Below are 14,201 nucleotides of genomic sequence, written 5' to 3'. Positions count from 1 at the left end.
TTGTACAGGGTGTCGGTACGGAGGTGCCCCCGGGCCTCACCTTCTGCCTTCCAGGAATACCGGTTCGGCCGGAGCCTGGTCGTGCCACTCGCCGCGAGGCGGCCCCCGTACCGGCGCAGAACTACCCGCTCCGCGCGACTGCTCCCCCCAGGCGCGGAACGGGATCCGGTGCTCCTGCTCCCACCGGCCGGTAACCCCCCAGCCGGTCCGGAGGAGAGCGGGAGCACACCCCCGGCTGCGGGAATGTTCTTGGCCCGCAACGAGTTTTACTGAATAGCGGCAGCACTGACAACCTAGCCGAGTCCGCCGGTCAGCCGTCGGTGCACGGGCGGTCCGGGTGGGACTGTCCGCGCCGAACACACCGGTTTCTCCCAGCCACCCCGTTTCTCCAGCCACCCCGTCCGTTGCGGCATCTCCCCCAGTGCCCCGCGCGGACGGGGATCCCGCGCCCCCGCTCCGGCTCCCGCAAGCCGGAAGCGCGGGGCGCTCAGACCACCTCGCTCGCCGCGCCACCCCTCCCCCACGGTCGCGCGAGCGGGGACATGTGCCCGCCCGGCCGCCGGATCCCGACCGAACCGGCCGGGGCGGGCACCCCCAGCAGGCCAGCCGAGGCTGGTCCGTCGACACACGCCAGTTCGGTGCAGGCGAGCCGAGGCAGCTCAGCAAGCCAGCCGATGCAGGCCAACCGACGCGACTCAGTCGACGCGGCCAGCCGCTGCAGAGCAGCAGAGCAGCAAGCCAGTCAGCGCAAGCCACCCGACACAGCACAGAAAGCCGACCGGGCAGGCCAACCGACACGGCTCAGTCGGCGCGGCCAGCCGCTGCAGAGCTGCAGAGCTGCAGAGCTGCAGAGCTGCAGAGCTGCAGGCCAGCAAGCCAGTCAGCGCAACCCAGCCAGTGCACGCCAGCCGACACAGCACAGCAAGCCAACCGACGCAGTCCAACCGACGCGGCCCAGTCGACGCAGGCCAGCCACAGCAGAGCAGCCGCTCCGGACCAGTCGACGCGAGCCTGCCGCTGCGGACCAGTCAGCAGTCAGCCCAGGCCAGTCCATGCAGGTCCCTCGACGCAGCTCACCAGCTCAGCCGACGCAGCTCAGTCGATCCACTCGCGGGCGTCGCGCAGCAACCCGAGCATCCCGGAGACCAGCCGCATCTGGTCCACCGTTCTGATGTCCGCCTCGAGCAGCTTCGGCGAGCACACCAGGACCGCGACGGACTGCGCGCGTGAGAGAGCGACATTCAACCGGTTGCGGGACAACAAGAAATCAAGGCCTCGTGGCAAGTCTACCGCCGAAGAGGACGTCATTGTCGTCACCACAACGGGTGCTTCTTGCCCTTGGAACCGGTCCACGGTGCCGACCCGGACGTCGCCGAAACCAGCATCGGACAGTGCACGCGTCACCACTCGCGCCTGCAGGTTATACGGGGCCACGACAAGGAAATCGGCGTCAGTGAGCGGTCGGCCTTCCCACGAACGGCCGTGCAACGACTTGATCACCGAGACGACCTCCTCGGCTTCCTCCACCGAACGCGTTGTATTCCCGCTGTGCTCGACCGTCGCCAGATAGAGACCCGACGGGAAGCCGTCGATCGAACGTTCCGCGCTGGGATGCGAGTGCAGCAAACCGGCGTACGACAGGTTCGAGACCGGCGCGCACACCGCGGGGTGCATGCGGCGCGTCAGGTCGAGGAAATATCCGAGTTCCGGCGGGATGATGTCCGCGTCGCCGATCAAGTGGCCCAGCGCGGACGCCTCCGCGCCTGCCGGATGCGTGCCTTGCACCACCTGCGGCAGCTGCTGCGGATCCCCCAGCAGCACCACGTTTTTCGCGCACATCGACACCGCCAGCGCGTCCGCGAGGGCGAACTGACCGGCTTCGTCGATCACCAGGACGTCGAAGGGTTCCTCGCGCACAGCGGCGTTGGCGAAGGTCCATGCAGTGCCGCCGACCAGGTGACCGGTGTCGTGTTCTTCACGCCAGCGTACCAGCGCGTTGTTATTTTTCGGTTGCTCCCAAGGCAATTCCGGGTCCGGTGTCCGCTTCGCGCGCTTGGCGCAGGCCATTTCCGGCGCGTTCTCCATGGCCGCCGAGAGCACGTTCTCGACCGCTTTGTGGCTGTTCGACGTGACGCCGACCGTCCGGCCTGAACGCACCAGATGCGCGATGAGTTTCCCGGCCAGGTAAGTCTTTCCAGCTCCGGGCGGACCCTGGACGGCGAGGACGGAACCGTCGAGCTGATCGACCGCGGTGATCACCGTGGCGACCAGATCTTCCCCCGGTTCGGGCAAACCGCCGCGCAACCGGGGGATTCGGCGGAGCAGGTCGACGCCGGGGTGTGACGGCAACGCAGGCAGAGTTTCCCCTACCAGCCGGGCGAGATCGGCTACCGCCTCGTCTTTCGGCGACGGACGGACGGGGCTGCCCGGCAGGACCGCCGCGGGAAGGTCGTTGGGCGTCCGATCCGGAGCGCTGCTCTCCTCCAGGGTCACTTCGACCGCCGTCGCGGACACGACTTTCGCGTCGCGAGCGTCGGCGCCGTAACGCAATCGCACGTCGTCACCGGGCGCGAAGGGATGCGGCCGGTCCGGGTCGCACCGCACGGTCAGCGTGCGTTTCGCGGTGCGCAACCGGCCGGACGGCGGCACCCACTCGCCCGCTGTCACCGACACCGGGACCGCGCAGGTCGTGTCCACTTCGAGGTCGCTGAGCGGGGCGGCCAGCTGCCGGAAGAACTCCCACCACGCCGGGTTCGTCTCGCGCCGGTGATAGCCGACGGAGGCCGCCAGCAGGGCGCGGGCGTGGTCGTCGGGGGTGAAATCCGCGGGGTCCTCGGGGAGGCCTTCCAGGAGCGGGTCGACCAAAGCCGCCATGGCGGCGGCTCGTTCGGCCCGGCGCTGAGCGGCTTCCTCTTCTTCGGTGCGGCGCAGGAGAGCGTCCACTTCGGACTCGGGGTCCGGTTCGGCCAGGTCGATTCCGGCTTCGGTGCGCACGCGGTGGAGGAATTCGTGCAGGCGCAAGGTGGAGACGCAGTCGTACTCGTTGTAGTCCGCGATGCCGCGCAGGATTTCATCGGCCTGCTCGGTGTTTCCCGCGGAGGAGAGCGTCAGGTAGTCCTCGTACGCCTCGATGCTCGACGCCGCCGTTTTTACCTCGCCGTCGCGGGCTTCCGGCATGTACAGTGGTTCTAAATACTTGATCGAATACGACCGCTGTCCTACCCGCAAAGCCTTGCGTACCACGGCATACAGGTCGATCATCGCGCCGCTGCGCAGCAGCTCGTCCACGGCTTCCTCCCGCGTGCCGTGGACGGCGGCGAGCCGCTTGATCGCCGTGACCTCGTACGGCGCGTAGTGGTAGACGTGCGCGTCGGGGTGTTCCGCGAGCCGCGCGGTGGCGAAGTCGATGAACTCCTCGAACGCTCGTTTCTCCTGCGCGCGCGAGTGCGCCCAGAACGGGGTGAAGCGCTCGTCCGGGGTGACCGCGCCGAAGAGGTACTCCAGGCCGGTGCCGGCCAGAGCGTACGGGTCGCCTTCCATGTCGAAGAAGACGTCGCCGGGGCTGGCTTCGGGCAGTTCGGCGAGCGCGTCCGGGGCGATGATTTCGTAGGCCAGCTCGCCGGTTTCGTCCTGGCGGACCTGGATCGCGGCCTGCGCGCGCAACGAGGCGAACGTGCCCTCGGACATGTCGCGCGGACGGTCGGCGGGTTCGGAGCCGGCGAGCGCGTCGATGGTGCCGAGCCCGGCGGTCACCAGCTTGCGCCGCTGCTCGCTGCGCATTCCGGCGACCAGTGACAGGTCCCGGTCGGCCTCGCGCGCGGACGAACAGTGATCGGCGAACGCACACCCGGTGCACGCCGGACGCTCGTCGGCCCAGACCCGGTCCGGCAACTGCGGCGGACGGTCCTGCAACCGGTCGCGGAGGCGGTCCACGAGCGGGAGGAAGTCGTCGACGCGGAGGCTGCGCGTGCTGCCGTCGCCGAGCAGCAGGTGCATCTCCGGCCCAGTGGGCCAGCCGCCGCGGCGCAGAGCGTCGGCGTACGCGGTGAGCTGCACGACCGCGGACGGCTTGGCGTGCCGGGCAAGTTTCGTGTCGTAGACCTCGTAGCGGCCTTGGTCGTCGCGCAGGAGGAAATCGGCGCGTCCGGAGAACTCGCCGTCGTGGAACACCGCCTGGTAGACGACCGGCGCTCCCGCGCGCAGCGCTTCCTCGGTGGCCTTCGCCGCGACGACCGGATCGTGCTCCTCGATCTCGACGACCTGCGTCCGCTCGCCGCGCAACCGGCTCAGCGTGGCCGCCTCGTGCGCGCGCCCGTGCTTCACCGCCAGCCGATCGGGTGCGGAACTGGGTCGTGGCGCGCCGGGTATCCCCGCCGCCAATGCCTGCTTGAGGATGCTCCGGTGCTCGCATTCGAGCAGGTCAGCGAGATCAGACGGCGTGTACATCGCTCGGCAGTCTGTCACGCGCGATGGCGGCCTCTTGCGAGGCGGGTGGCGACACGCCGCCCGGAATTGTCGGTGGTGGGCGGGATGATCTTGGGGTGGTCAGGAGCGGGAGCTGAGAAGGGTGGAGGTGAGTGCTGGAGCGGAGGTTTTGGAGTGATGAGAGTGGGCTGGGCGCTGGTGGTCTGAGGTGGTGTGGTTGGTCGCAGTTGCTGCGGTTGGTTTGAGGTGCTGCGGTTGGTTTGAGGCGGCGCGGTTGGCGTGAGGTGCTGCGGTTGGCTTGAGCGGCGCGGTTGGCTTGAGCGGCGCGGTTGGCTTGAGCGGCGCGGTTGGCTTGAGCGGCGCGGTTGGCTTGAGGCGGCGCGGTTGGCTTGAGGCGGCGCGATTAGACGGACGTGGTGCGGTTGGCCTCATGTGGTGCTGTTGATCGGAGGTGGCTCTCGTTTGGAGTCTGTGCTGAGTAGCTCTTGGTGATCCGCGAGGTGGCGGGTTGGTCGTGTCGTTCGGCGGGGTGCACACCGTCCGGGCGAACTCGGCAGGCGACTAGCGATTCGCCACGGTACGGAACTTCCCAGCCACTGACCGGAACTGCCTAGCCACCGAGAGGTCTGGCCACGGCGAGGTCTGGCCACGGCGAGGTCTGGCGACCAAGAGGCCTGGCTGGCCACCGCGCGGGCACCGACAGCGCCCCGCGCAGCGGCGGCACGCTCCGCGTGCGAGACCAGTCACGCCGACCGCCGCGATCAGGGCATCGTTCGTGTCCATCGGAACCGCTCCAGAGCCAAGGCCCACGAGCCGTGACATACCTCGGCCAGCGCGAACCTGGGCGTGAGGCTTGTGGAAACCATGGAAACCGTGGAACCCACTGGTGGGCGGCGTGGTCGGTCATGTGTTGCGTGAGGTGCGCGCCACCCCAACGGCCTCGGCGGGGCGGCGCGCCATCCGCTATGGCGTCGGGCGGCTGAGCAACCGCTCGAGCCAGGACTCGCGTGCCGCGACGCATGCCTTGGCCAGAGCGGATTGCGGGGCCAGGTCGTGGAAGCCGTGGAATGCGCCGCCCCAGACGTGGAGTTCGGCGTCGCCTCCGGAGGCCCAGATGGCGGTTGCGAAGGCTACGTCTTCGTCGCGGAACACCTCTGCCGCGCCGACGTCGATGAAGGTTGGCGGGAGGCCGCTCAGGTCGGTCGCGCGGGCGGCTGCTGCGTAGGGCGAGACGTCGGCGGTTCCGCGGCGGTCGCCTAGGACTGCTGTCCACGCGGTCAGGTTGCTGGTGCGGTCCCAGACACCGGTGCCGTCGTACTGGCGGGACGACACTGTCTCGTTGCGGTCGTCGATCATCGGGCACTGCAGCAGCAGTCCGAGCAGCGGCGGGCCGTTGCGGTCGCGTGCCAGCAGCGCGGTTCCGGCGGCGAGGCCTCCTCCGCCGCTGCCGCCGAACATGACCAGGCGGTCAGCGGCGAAGCGCAGGGTCTCGGCGTTGGCGGCCATCCATTGCAGACCCGCATAGCAATCCTCGACGGGCACTGGGTCGGGATGCTCTGGGGCCAGCCGGTATTCGACGGTGACGGCGACTGCGTCGTGCTTCAACACCCAGTCGATCAGCGGGCCTGCCGCGGCGAAGCGGTCTCCCATGACCATTCCGCCGCCGTGGAGGTGGTAGATGCCGACGCCCGGAGTGTCGTGGTCCACGTGCGCGAGGACGGAGACCTCGATTTCCGCGCCGCCGTAGCCGGGGATCGTGTGGTGGGTGCAGCGGACTGGGCGGTCGGCGATTTGTTCTTCGATGGCGGGGAAAGGGAGGGCCCGGTAGTGCGGCAGCTGGTCTGCTGTCATGCCGACCGGTACGCCGCCGTCGAGGATCGGCAGGACTTTGGCTAGTTCTGGATCAAACGGGGGACGCGGCATTTCCTGCGTCATGAGTGCTCCTGAGCGTCATCGATCCCCTCACCGCCGAAGCGACGAACCGCCGAACCGGCGCACGGCTGAGCGCACGCGACGGGGCGCGCGAGGAGAGAGGGTGGTGGGAAAGAGTTGCTGCCAGGGCACTCGTCGGCCGGTACGCCGCCGAGAACCCGGCGGCTAGCCTCTGTCCACCTCGATGAGCATGTCGCGAGTTTACCCGACTGCCGGGGCATCCCGCGCTGAATTTCTCGGGGACCGCGCTCGAACCCGGTGTCGGGTAAGGACTTTGGGGAGACTCCAGGCGGGACAAGTCTCGATGAGTGCAGAATGGGCGGTCGTGACGGTCATCCTTTCCCTGCCCCGAAGCGAATCCGAGGCAGCCTTGCAGCTGCGGCCGTGGCGGTCGGATGATCGGCAGGCGCTGGTCGACGCGCATCGCGATCCGCTGTTGCGCCGTCGGTTGATGGCTCCTCTCACTGATGATGGCGACGCCCGGCGGTGGTTGGACGCGCAGGCGTCCGGCTGGGAGACCGCGACACAGTTCAGTTTCGCGGTGGTGGCTGACGACGACATGCCGCTCGGGCACGTCGTCGTGAAGGTTCGGGATGCTGGGGCCGCTGAGGTCGGGTACTGGACTGCCGCCCAGGCTCGGGGTCGTGGAATCGCTGCTCGGGCGTTGGAAGCTACGTCGAGGTGGGCGCTTGGTACGCAGCGGTTCGTTTCGTTGAGCCGTCTCGACTTGCTGCATGCCGAGGACAATCCGGCATCCTGTCGGGTCGCGGAGAAGTGCGGCTACGTCCTCGACGGGCTGCTGCCGCCCGCGCCGCCGGACTTTCCGGTCAGCGGGCATCGGCACGTGCGGACCTCGGGAGGTTGAGTGCCGGTCGGAGCCGTCAAGTGCCTCGGCGCTGCCAGCCGCAGCCGTCGAAGGCCTCTCGACGGCGAGCCGGTCGCGGCGGTGGGCTGAGCAAGTAAGTGGAGGCAGTCTCGTTGATGGACGCCAGGGGCTCGCACCCGTTCCGCTGCTCTCCTTCGACGCACCGTCCCTGCCGACGGCTTGAAGCACCGCCGCCCCATCCGCCACGCGCGAACCCACCCCGGCGGGCTTCCTCCGACGCACCGGACGAAGCCGAGGAGTCGCTAGCCGCGCGCCTCTAACCAGGCGACGACGGCTCGGACGAAACCGTCGACGTTCGATAGGGGTTTGCCTGCGAAGACCGCGTGCAGGTGTTCGACCCCGATCAGGTCGTTCCAGGCCCACGCCCGTTGGCAGGTTTCCTCGTCGGCGGCGCCGCGGAGGACGTCCCAGCCGTGCCAGGTCGCGGCTAGTGCTGCGTCTACGGCTGGGTCCCCCAGGATCGCCAGGTCCCAGTCGAGGACACCGGTGAGCTTGCCATCGGCGTCGAAGTGGACGTTGCTGCCTCCGAGGTCTCCGTGGACGAGTCTGGCGGGTGCCTCGTCCAGGGCCAGGAGCGTGTCCAGTCGCTGCTGGACTCCGCGCCGCCACTGTGCTGGCAGGCGCGGGATGACGTCCTCCACGATCTCCGCCCAGCCCAGGCCGTTGGCATATTTGCGCGGGCGGTGGAGGACGGCTTCGAGGTCCGGTGAGATCTCAACCTCTCGCAGTTCCGTCAGCAGCTGGCCGAACGCCGCCGGGTCGCCGACGCCTTCCGGTAGGCCCTTGCCGTCGATCCAGGAGACTGCGACGGCTGCGCGGTCTCCGAACGTGGTCACTGGAGTCAGCGGCTCTGGCACGGCGAAGGGCAGTCCGGCCGCGGCGATGGCGCGGAGGATCTCGACTCGGCGTGGTAGTTCGGCGGCGGCGTCTGGGCGCTTGGCGATTCGCACGGCGGCGACGCCTGGGAGCAGCACGACGTGGTGCATGTTTCCCTGCTCGGCCAGTCGGGCGGGCCCAGCGGCGAAGCCGGGTACGAGGGTTTCGGCGATTTCCAGCAGGTCGGCGGGGACCGGGTGCGGCATTCCGCGAGTCTGCCGGACTCTGTCACCGCTCAGCGTCGCAGGTGCTTCACCGTCGGGGAGGCAGCGGCACCACGTCCAGGTCCCGGGCCAAGTGGATTTCTCCGTCGAACACCTTCGCGGCCTCGTCGCGGAACCGGTCCGCCTCCTCATACGGGTAGCGCTGCGAGAAGTGCGTCAGCAGCAGCTCCCGGGCACCCGACTCCGCCGCCAGCCGGCCGGCGTCGGTGCTGGTCAGGTGGCCGTAGCGGTAGGCAAGGTCGGCGTCGTCGGCTCGGAAGGTCGATTCGGCGATCAGGAGGTCCGCTTCTTGCGAGCAGGCGAACGCGCCCGCGCACAGGCGGGTGTCCATCACGAACGCGACCACCTGACCCCGACGTGGCACGCTGACGTCTTCCAGGCGGACCACACCGTCGGCTGTCTCGAAAACACCGTCGGCCTGGAGTTTTCGTACTGCCGGGCCTTGGACGCCTGCCGCGGCTAGGGCGTCCGGCAGCATCCGGATTCCGTCCGGTTCGGCGTAGCGGTAGCCGAAGCAGTCGATGCGGTGTTCCAGCGGGTACGCCGACAGGGCACCGCCCAGCGGGCCCGGCGCCGAGATCGGCAGCGGGACCAGTTCGGCGCGTTCGTGGAACGACGTCGAGTGCCGCAGGCGGTCGAAGTACTCCTGGCCGGACGCTGGGTAGTGGCAGCGCACGGGGTGCGCGACGCCGTCGAGCGACAGCCGTTGGATGATGCCCGCCAGGCCGAGGCTGTGGTCGCCGTGGAAGTGGGTGACGCACAGGTGCGTGAGTTCGCTCGCCGTCGCGCCGGCGTACATCATCTGCCGCTGGGTGCCTTCGCCCGGATCGAAGAGGACGCCGTCGGTGTCGAAGCGCAGCAGGTAGCCGTTGTGGTTGCGGTGCCTGGTCGGCGTCTGGCTCGCCGAGCCGAGCACCACTAGCTCGCGTCGGGACATGACGATCATCTTCGCGCCACGCCCGGGCCCGGCGCCACCGAAATGAACTCCGCGGAAACAGCGGCGGCCGTCCGGGAGGAAATTCCCCGGACGGCCGCGCGCCGCGAACAATTGCCGTTCGAATTCGTTCGATCACTTTCCGCGAATTCGATCTTCACCCGGCCTCGGGAATTGCCAGCTTTTCCCGATACCAGTTCCGGGACTGAGCCATTCGGACGCCGAGTCCCGGCCCGGGAGAAACTCCGGTGGTCTCCCAGACCTTTTCGCTGGCATACCAATGGTCCCGGGTGAGCAGCGACCGCTGGTGCTCGCTGAGCCACGGCGTGCGGGCCCGATGCTCGGCGAGCGGCCGGTCGTGGCTGGGAATCGGCAGGTCAAGCACGGTGCAGACGGCTTCGAGCAGCTCGCGCATCCGCACCGGTTCCGGGTCGGCCACATGGAACACCTCGCCGGGGCGGCCCAGTGCCGGGTCCAGTGCGAAGGCGCTGAGCACGGCAGCGAGATCCCAGGACGAGACCACTGATGTCCGGGACCTGCCGCCGTCGGCCCACGCCGGCACCGCGCGCAGCCACTTCGCCAGCGTCGGGACCACGTGCCGGTCGCCGTCGCCGTACACCAGGTGCGGCCGCAGCACGATCCCGCCCGCGGCGCGGACCTGCTGTTCCCCGGCCAGCCTGGTGCGGCTGGTGGCCGAGGCGGGCCCGAGGTCGAGCGTGTCCTCGGGCGCGCCTCGATGCTCGCCGTCGCGGTAAACCGCACAGGTGCTCAGGTGCACGATCCGGCGCGTGCCCGCCCGCCGCGCTTCCGCGAGGAGCCGGGCCGTGCCGCGATCGTTGACCTGCGCGCATTCCTCTTCGGTGCCGCCGATCCGGGACGCGGCGTGCACGAGCGTCGCAACGCCCGTGCACGCCCCGGCCAGCCCGGCGGCGTCGGTGAGATCGCCTTCGTGGATCCGCGCGCCGGATCGCGTGATCCATTCCGGCACCGCACCGCGCGCCAGCACCCGGACCGCGGCACCGCGAGCGAGCAACGCCCGCAGCACCGCCGATCCGATGAACCCGGTCGCTCCGGTGACGAGGATTTCCCCGGTCGTACTGTCCGCCCCCAGGCCGGCAGTCATGACCTGCGCATCGCCAGGGTGCCGCTCGCCACGGGACGGCCCTTCTGCTCCGCCGCCACCCGCACCAGGCGGGCCCCGTCCGCATCGACGCCGATTTCTTCCGCCGTCAGCAGGCATTCCGAGTCGAACTCGACGTAGACGGAGAAATCGAAGTCCGTGCGCAACGGCAGTGCGTACGGGTCGCCGAGCGTCAGCAACGCCGCCTGCCGCGCGCCTTCCAGCAGCACCATGCCCGGGACGTGGTCCACCGAGTGGTCGAACAGGACCGGGTGGTCCGGGTCGAACTGCAGGGACCAGGTGCCGGGCTCCGCGGTCTCGGCGACCAGCACGTCTTCCTTGCGTTCCCGGCCGACGAGCACCGGTTCCACCGTGGGCAACGCGATGGCCTGGAACGGCGTCGCCGCGAAGTGGTCGCCGCGCAGCCGGCGGTAGACCGCCGGGGACACGCAGCGAATGGTCTCCGAAGCGGTGCCGATCAGCTCCCCGTCGCGGAAGCAGCCGAACTCGAACCGCATGCCGCCGACGTTGTTGCCCCGGCGGATCACGTCCTGGACGCTCGCCCGCAGCACCACGTCGATCGGCCTGCCCTCGGTGACCAGCCCTTCGGGGGTGATAGAGCTGGTCTTGCGGCCGCCGACGAACACGGTGCCGAGCGAGACGCCGTACGCGCGATGCGCGACCAGCATGATCGCCTGGCGGAACGTTTCCAGGTACAGCATGGGATCGTGCGATCCCGGAGTGCGCGGACCGAAGAACCCGTGCCGGCGCGGCCACTGCGCGCCGACTTCGAACCGGTCCTCGCCCACGATGTTCAGATCAGTGACGAAAACTTCCGAGACGGCCGCGCGGTGCACGAGATTGCGCGGGATCGTCTGCTGGAAGTCGACCGGGCTTCCGCCCGGCGAACTTTCGCCGTCGATGATGAAGTTTCTTCCGACAGACTCCTCTAACAGCGTACCGACCATGTCGGTCCTCCCAGAAAAAAAGTACTTCCCCAGTACCCCCACAACATTTTTAGCGGAAAAGAGCGGACAAAACCATACCTACCTACCGGTTTTTTTCTCTGGCTCCGCGGGCCGCGCGGAGGTAGACTGGTGTGTCAGCGTGGCCCGGCGCGGGCCCGCGATCCCCCGAGAGGAGTCACAGTGGCTCGCCAGGAACGCGCGGAGCAGACCCGAAATGCCATCCTCGACGCAGCCGCGTCCAGGTTCGACGCGGTCGGCTTCCTAGGCGCGAGCCTGTCGGACATCCTCGCCGAGGCGGGAGTCACCAAGGGCGCGCTGTACTTCCACTTCAAGTCCAAGGAAGAACTCGCGGACGCGCTGATCAACGAGCAGTTCACCGTGTGGGACCCGCTGGCCGACATCGAGAGCCCCGGGCTGCAGACGGTCATCGACCTCACCCAGAACATGGGGCACAGCCTGCGCAAAGACGTGCGCGTGCGCGCCAGCATCCGGCTCGTCATCGAGCAGGGCTCGTTCGTCACGCCCGCCGCGGGCGCGTACAAGCAGTGGACCGACACCATCCACGGCTGCCTGCTCGCCGCGAAGGCCGCGGGCGACGTGCGCAAGGACGTCAACGCGCACGATCTCGCGCAGTACGTGGTCGCGTCGTTCACCGGGACCCAGCTCAGCTCGCAGGTGCTGACCGGGCGGACGGACCTGCACGAGCGGGCCACGTTCATGTGGCAGACGATCCTGAGCGCGGTCGTCCCGCCCCGGCGGCTGCACAAGTTCAATCCGGCCGGGACTTTTCCCGCCGACGACTAGCCAGTTCTGGTGCCGCGCGGCCCGAAACCGGACGGTCGGTTTGGGATTCTGGATTCGCCGCGGTACGGTCGCGGCGGGCCTCGGGAATCAAGCTGGCGCGGTCGCGGTGCGACTCGGGGATCGACCGGGCGCGCAGCGGCTGAGGCACCGGTCGCTCAGGCACCAGTCGCCTCAGCGACGCGACTCGCGAATCAACCCGGCACACAACCGCTCAGGTGCCGGTCGCCTCAGCGACGCGACTCGCGAATCAACCCGGCACACAACCGCTCAGGTGCCGGTCGCCTCGGCGGTGGTCGAATCCGCCGGCTGCGATGCCTCGATCACCCGCCACAGCTCGGAAAGCGTGCTCGCCAGGTCGGTGCCGGCCGGGATCGTCCCGCTCGCCGCCGCCGATTCCAGGCCGACGCAGGTCACCACGACCAGCAGCGCCGCCATGTCCGGGCGGACGTGCGGGCTCAGCTCCCCCGCCCCGTGCGCGGCGGCGATGTGCGCGCGCACCTGGCCGAGCCACGCGCGGACGAACGCGACGAACCTCGGGTCGTTCGAGCCCATTTCGCGGGCGAGCCGGAAGCTCGCGCCCACCTTCGCGTCTTCGGCGAGCCAGCCCATCAGCGCCCGGCTCAGATCGGCCAGCCTGCGCAGATGCGGACGGCTCCCGCGCGCCCGCGCGACGTGCTGGTGCAGGACCGCGACGGCCGCCGACTGCACCTCGTCGCAGATTTCGTCCTTCGACGAGAAGTGGAAGTACAGGCCGCCCTTGGTCACGCCCGCTTCGCGCGCGATGTCCACCATGCTCGTGGCCGCGTAGCCGTCGCGGTGCAGCAGCGCCGCGGCGGCGTCCAGCAGCAAGAGCCTGGTGAGCTCCGCACGCGCCTGTTTCGTCACCGGCTTCCCCATCGTCTCGCGCCGGGAACGGCACGGTGTGCGTCCCGACCGGCTAATCATGACATACCGACCGCCCGGTTTACCAGAGATTCCGGCCGATTACCTGGCCCCCGCCGGGAATCCAAGATCAAAACAGACCAACCTCCCGGTTTTTCCTTGAAAACCGACCTCCCGGTTTGCTATGGTCCAATGGTGGACCCGGCTCGGACCGGCAGGCAGCGGCGCTGGGGGCGCCGCCGGGCGGGTCCGGCGCGAGAGACACCGGAGGGCAGTCATGCTGAACTACGAAATTCTCGGACAGATCAGAGTGAGCGGCCGGCCCGGCGTCTGCGCCCCGCGGGCTCGCAAGATCGAGACCTTGCTGTCCGTGTTGCTGGCCAAGAACAACCAGGTCGTGACCGCTGAGCATCTGATAGGCGAGATCTGGGGCGAGCATCCGCCCGCGAGGGCGAGCGCGGCGTTGTATGTGTACGTGTCGCAGCTGCGGAAACTGTTGCGGGGCGACGGTGAGAGCGCGGAAGACAACCCTGTTGTCACGAGTCCGCGGGGATATTCGCTGCATGTGGGGATCGATGAGCTGGATGCTGATCGGTTCACCCGGCTTTACGAGCAGGGGCGCGCGTTGCACTGGGACCGTGGCTACGGTCAGGCCGCGAAGGTGCTGCGGGAGGCTTCCAATCTGTGGCGCGGCTCGGCGTTCGGGGGGTTCACCGATTCTCCTGATGTGCAGGCGTATGCCACGTTGCTTGAGGAGAGCCGGCTCGGGTGTCTCGAGTTGCTGATGGAGACCGAGCTGCTCATCGGGCGGCATCGCGAGGTGGTCGGGCAGCTGTCGGCGCTCGCGAAGGAGCATACGCTCCGGGAGACGTTCACCGAGTACTTGATGACTGCGCTGGCTCGGTCCAACCGGCGGGCCGAGGCGTTGGAGACGTTCGCGTCCGCGCGGCAGAACCTGGTGCAGCAGTTGGGGATTGAGCCGGGGAGTTCGCTGCGGAAGCTGCATCACAGCATCCTTGTCGGGGAGATGTCGGACGCGGTCTGATCCCGACCCGCGCCGTTTCGGCCCGGTCTTCCGCCACAAGCGGAGACCGGGCCGTTTTCGTGGCGCGGGCGTGGCGGGAAGAGAAAAGCCGTGAGGGGAACCCTG

10 protein-coding genes are annotated in these 14,201 nt (G+C 68.9%); 3 read left to right on the top strand and 7 right to left on the bottom strand.

The window, feature by feature from the left end; all coding sequences use genetic code 11:
- Window positions 1-1,095: 1,095 nt before the first annotated feature.
- On the bottom strand, window positions 1,096-4,446 hold the full coding sequence (locus tag AB5I40_RS37485; protein WP_370934888.1) for a TM0106 family RecB-like putative nuclease: 3,351 nt from the start codon (window positions 4,444-4,446) through the stop codon (window positions 1,096-1,098).
- 942 nt (window positions 4,447-5,388) lie between these two features.
- Window positions 5,389-6,360, bottom strand: coding sequence for an alpha/beta hydrolase (locus AB5I40_RS37480; RefSeq protein ID WP_370934887.1), 972 nt, complete (start codon window positions 6,358-6,360; stop codon window positions 5,389-5,391).
- Window positions 6,361-6,661: 301 nt separating this feature from the next.
- Here AB5I40_RS37480 and AB5I40_RS37475 point away from each other — a divergent pair, with 301 nt between their 5' ends.
- A complete protein-coding gene (locus AB5I40_RS37475) occupies window positions 6,662-7,222 on the top strand; it encodes a GNAT family N-acetyltransferase (RefSeq protein ID WP_370934886.1) in 561 nt (186 codons plus the stop codon).
- A gap of 263 nt (window positions 7,223-7,485) precedes the next feature.
- Here AB5I40_RS37475 and AB5I40_RS37470 read toward each other — a convergent pair whose 3' ends face one another.
- From AB5I40_RS37470 to AB5I40_RS37455, 4 genes are all read right to left on the bottom strand, one after another.
- Complete coding sequence (locus AB5I40_RS37470) at window positions 7,486-8,325, bottom strand: phosphotransferase family protein (protein ID WP_370934885.1); 840 nt, start codon at window positions 8,323-8,325, stop codon at window positions 7,486-7,488.
- A 46-nt stretch (window positions 8,326-8,371) separates the two neighbouring features.
- Window positions 8,372-9,280 carry a ribonuclease Z gene (locus AB5I40_RS37465; RefSeq protein WP_370934884.1) on the bottom strand — a complete coding sequence of 303 codons (909 nt, stop codon included), beginning with the start codon at window positions 9,278-9,280 and terminating at the stop codon, window positions 8,372-8,374.
- A gap of 154 nt (window positions 9,281-9,434) precedes the next feature.
- A complete protein-coding gene (locus AB5I40_RS37460; RefSeq protein WP_370934883.1) occupies window positions 9,435-10,400 on the bottom strand; it encodes an NAD-dependent epimerase/dehydratase family protein in 966 nt (321 codons plus the stop codon).
- Window positions 10,397-11,365, bottom strand: coding sequence for a ScbA/BarX family gamma-butyrolactone biosynthesis protein (locus tag AB5I40_RS37455; protein ID WP_370934882.1), 969 nt, complete (start codon window positions 11,363-11,365; stop codon window positions 10,397-10,399). The genes AB5I40_RS37460 and AB5I40_RS37455 overlap by 4 nt, the downstream gene beginning before the upstream one ends.
- Before the next feature lie 180 nt (window positions 11,366-11,545).
- Here AB5I40_RS37455 and AB5I40_RS37450 point away from each other — a divergent pair, with 180 nt between their 5' ends.
- Window positions 11,546-12,169, top strand: a complete 624-nt coding sequence (locus AB5I40_RS37450) for a ScbR family autoregulator-binding transcription factor (protein ID WP_370934881.1) — start codon at window positions 11,546-11,548, stop codon at window positions 12,167-12,169.
- Between the two features lie 267 nt (window positions 12,170-12,436).
- Here the strand turns inward: AB5I40_RS37450 and AB5I40_RS37445 are convergent, their stop codons facing one another.
- Window positions 12,437-13,054 (bottom strand): ScbR family autoregulator-binding transcription factor, encoded by a 618-nt coding sequence (locus tag AB5I40_RS37445; protein WP_370934880.1) that lies wholly within the window; start codon window positions 13,052-13,054, stop codon window positions 12,437-12,439.
- Window positions 13,055-13,328: 274 nt separating this feature from the next.
- Between AB5I40_RS37445 and AB5I40_RS37440 the strand changes: the two genes are divergently transcribed.
- Window positions 13,329-14,096 carry a BTAD domain-containing putative transcriptional regulator gene (locus AB5I40_RS37440; RefSeq protein WP_370934879.1) on the top strand — a complete coding sequence of 256 codons (768 nt, stop codon included), beginning with the start codon at window positions 13,329-13,331 and terminating at the stop codon, window positions 14,094-14,096.
- The last annotated feature ends 105 nt before the right edge of the window (window positions 14,097-14,201 follow it).

Origin of the sequence: Amycolatopsis sp. cg13, from assembly GCF_041346965.1 — a bacterium.
GTDB lineage: Bacteria > Actinomycetota > Actinomycetes > Mycobacteriales > Pseudonocardiaceae > Amycolatopsis.
The sequence above is the reverse complement of the archived record's forward strand: the minus strand, read 5'-3'. Positions and strand labels throughout refer to the sequence as shown.